Here is a 3,521-nt window from a genome sequence, read left to right as displayed (position 1 = left end):
GAAACTAACTTTGTAAATATTGGCGAGCGTACCAATATTACCGGCTCACCAAAATTCTCCAAACTTATCCTTGCCGAAGATTACGAGGCAGCCCTTACCGTTGCCCTGCAACAGGTAGAAGGCGGTGCCCAGGTCATCGACATAAACATGGATGAGGGGATGATAGACTCGGAAGCTGTGATGGTGAAATTCCTGAACCTGGTTGCCAGTGAGCCGGATATTGCCAAGCTGCCCATCATGATAGATTCATCTAAGTGGACGGTTATTGAGGCCGGGTTGAAATGTTTACAGGGAAAAGGGATTGTAAACTCTATCTCGCTAAAAGAAGGCGAAGAAAAATTTAAGGAATACGCACGTAAAATACTTAGCTACGGTGCCGCCGCGGTGGTAATGGCTTTTGATGAAACCGGCCAGGCCGATTCATTGGAACGCCGCAAAGAAATTTGCGCGCGCTGTTACAGGATCCTGGTTGATGAAGTTGGTTTCCCGCCGCAGGACATTATTTTCGATCCAAATATTTTAACAGTAGCAACCGGGCTTGAAGAACATAACAATTACGCGGTAGACTTTATTGAAGCTACCCGCTGGATAAAACAAAACCTGCCTTACGCTAAAGTAAGCGGTGGGGTAAGTAACATATCCTTCTCGTTCCGTGGTAATAACGTGGTGCGCGAGGCTATGCACTCGGCATTCCTTTACCATGCAATTAGGGCAGGGTTGGATATGGGTATCGTAAACGCCGGTATGCTGGAAGTTTATCAGGAGATCCCAAAAGACCTGCTTGAACTGGTTGAAGATGTATTGCTGAACCGCCGCGATGATGCTACCGAGAGATTAGTAGAGTTTGCCGATACGATAAAAAGTAAAGGTAAAGAGATAGTCCGTGATGAAGAATGGCGCAAAAACCCGGTAGAGCAGCGTTTATCACACGCGTTGGTGAAAGGTATCATCGAATACCTGGATGAGGATGTAGAAGAAGCCCGCCAGAAATTCGCCAAACCTTTAGAGGTGATTGAAGGCCCGCTGATGGATGGCATGAACGTAGTAGGCGATCTTTTTGGCGCCGGTAAAATGTTTTTGCCGCAGGTTGTAAAATCGGCCCGTGTAATGAAAAAAGCGGTGGCTTATTTGCTGCCATTCATCGAGCTGGAAAAACAACGGGTTATTGATGCGGGTGAAGATAGCAGCGGCAGCCGTGCAAATGCAGGCAAGGTATTAATGGCCACCGTAAAAGGCGATGTGCACGATATTGGTAAAAACATTGTAGGCGTTGTATTGGCCTGTAACAATTTCGAGGTGATAGATCTTGGGGTGATGGTACCTGCCCAGCGTATTATAGAAGAGGCTAAGAAACAGGAAGTAGATATCATCGGCCTAAGCGGATTAATTACCCCATCGCTTGATGAGATGGTGCATTTTGCCAAAGAAATGGAACGTGAAGGGTTTACCATTCCGTTAATTATTGGCGGGGCTACTACATCAAGGATCCATGCCGCCGTTAAGGTTGCGCCGCATTATTCGGGTGCTGCTATACACGTTTTGGATGCATCGCGCAGCGTAACTGTTTGCAGCAGCCTGATGAACCGTGATACACGTGATGGTTATATACAAGGCATAAAAGACGAATATACCAAGGCTCGTGAAGCGCACGCTAATAAAAAGAGCGATAAGCGTTTTGTGACCATTGAACAAGCCCGCGAGCAAAAGTTCCAGATAAATTTAGATACGGTTGCACCTGCACCAACGTTTACAGGTACCAAGGTTTTTGAAGCCTATCCGCTGGAAGAGCTTGTGCCCTATATCGACTGGACACCATTTTTCCATACCTGGGAGTTGCGTGGCAGTTACCCTAAAATATTTGCTGATAAATTTGTGGGCGACGAGGCCAAGAAACTATTTGACGATGCGCAGGCGTTGATGAAGAAAATTGTTGACGAGAAATTGCTGCGTGCTAATGGCGTTATAGGTTTCTGGCCGGCAAACAGCGTTGGCGACGATATAGAAATCTATACCGATGAAACCCGCCAGCATTTGCTTACACGCATACATACACTTCGCCAGCAAAACGAAAAGGTTAAAGGTGAGCCGTATTATGCCCTGTCGGATTTTGTTGCACCTAAAGATAGCGGGGTAGCCGATTATTTTGGCGGCTTTGCCGTAACAACCGGTATTGGTTGCGATGAGCTGGTAGCCAAATTTGAAAAGGACTACGATGATTACAACAGCATCATGACCAAAGCCATTGCCGACCGCTTTGCCGAAGCTTTTGCCGAGAAAATGCACGAACTGGTACGTAAAGAATACTGGGGTTATTCAAAAGATGAACATTTAGGTACCGATGAGTTGATCAAAGAAGAGTACCAAGGGATCCGCCCGGCACCGGGTTACCCCGCCTGCCCGGATCATACCGAGAAAACTACTTTGTTTGAGATACTGAAAGCAGAAGATAACGCCCATATGCACCTTACCGAAAGCCTGGCCATGACACCGGCAGCATCGGTAAGCGGGTTTTACTTCGCGCATCCGCAGGCAAGATACTTTGGTTTAAACAAAATAAGTAAAGACCAGATAGAGGATTATGCAGAGCGTAAGAATTTGTCTGTAGATACAGTTGAACGCTGGTTAGGGCCGAACCTTAACTATTAATATACAACCCGTCATTGCGAGGTACGAAGCAATCTCCCGATAAGCATATCGCTTATGCACATTTCAGAGATTGCTTCGTACCTCGCAATGACGAATAGGATAAGACTTACAACCCAAAATGAAAATAACGGAGCATATTGCGAACGCCAACGGCAAAACACTTTTCTCATTCGAACTAATACCACCATTAAAAGGACAAAGCATCCAGGGTATTTATGATGCTATCGACCCACTAATGGAGTTTAAGCCGCCGTTTATTGATGTTACTTCGCTGCGCGAGGATTATATTTATAAGGAGCACGAAACCGGCCTTTTAGAGAAACTGGCTTACCGTAAGCGCCCGGGTACTATTGCTATCTGCGCGGCCATCATGAATAAATATAAGGTGGATACCGTTCCGCATTTGCTTTGCGGTGGTTTTACCAAAGATGAAACCGAGAACGGACTGATAGACTTGCAGTTTTTAGGTATTGATAACGTATTGGTTTTACGTGGCGATGCCCGCCGTGGCGACGCTTCATTTGTACCTAACCCTAATGGCCACTGTTACGCTACCGACTTGCTACAACAAGTAGTAAACATGAACAACGGTGTTTACCTGCATGAACATTATGACGGCATCCTGAAAACAGATTTCTGTATTGGTGTTGCCGGATATCCTGAGAAACATTTTGAAGCGCCAAACCTAAAAACCGACTTTAAATATTTAAAGCAAAAGGTTGATATGGGCGCGGGGTTCATTGTTACGCAGATGTTCTTCGATAACCAAAAGTATTTCGATTTTGTAAATAATTGCCGTGCCGAAGGTATCAACGTGCCTATAATACCGGGCTTGAAACCAATTACCACATCCAAGCAATTGGTTAATCTGTCCA

Annotated in this window: 2 protein-coding genes; both read left to right on the top strand. The window is 45.6% G+C overall.

Annotated features, from left to right (window positions below; translation table 11 throughout):
• A partial coding sequence (gene metH / locus JWQ85_RS20520; RefSeq protein ID WP_299471326.1) for a methionine synthase occupies positions 1 to 2,646 on the top strand: 2,646 nt, incomplete at its 5' end.
• A gap of 118 nt (positions 2,647 to 2,764) precedes the next feature.
• Positions 2,765 to 3,521 (top strand): methylenetetrahydrofolate reductase (locus JWQ85_RS20515; protein ID WP_299471324.1); only part of this gene is annotated, 757 nt, incomplete at its 3' end.

The sequence above is a fragment of the Mucilaginibacter sp. genome (assembly GCF_028288105.1).
In the GTDB taxonomy this organism is placed as follows: domain Bacteria; phylum Bacteroidota; class Bacteroidia; order Sphingobacteriales; family Sphingobacteriaceae; genus Mucilaginibacter.
Note: the sequence above shows the minus strand (reverse complement) of the source record. Positions and strands in the feature narration are given on the sequence as shown.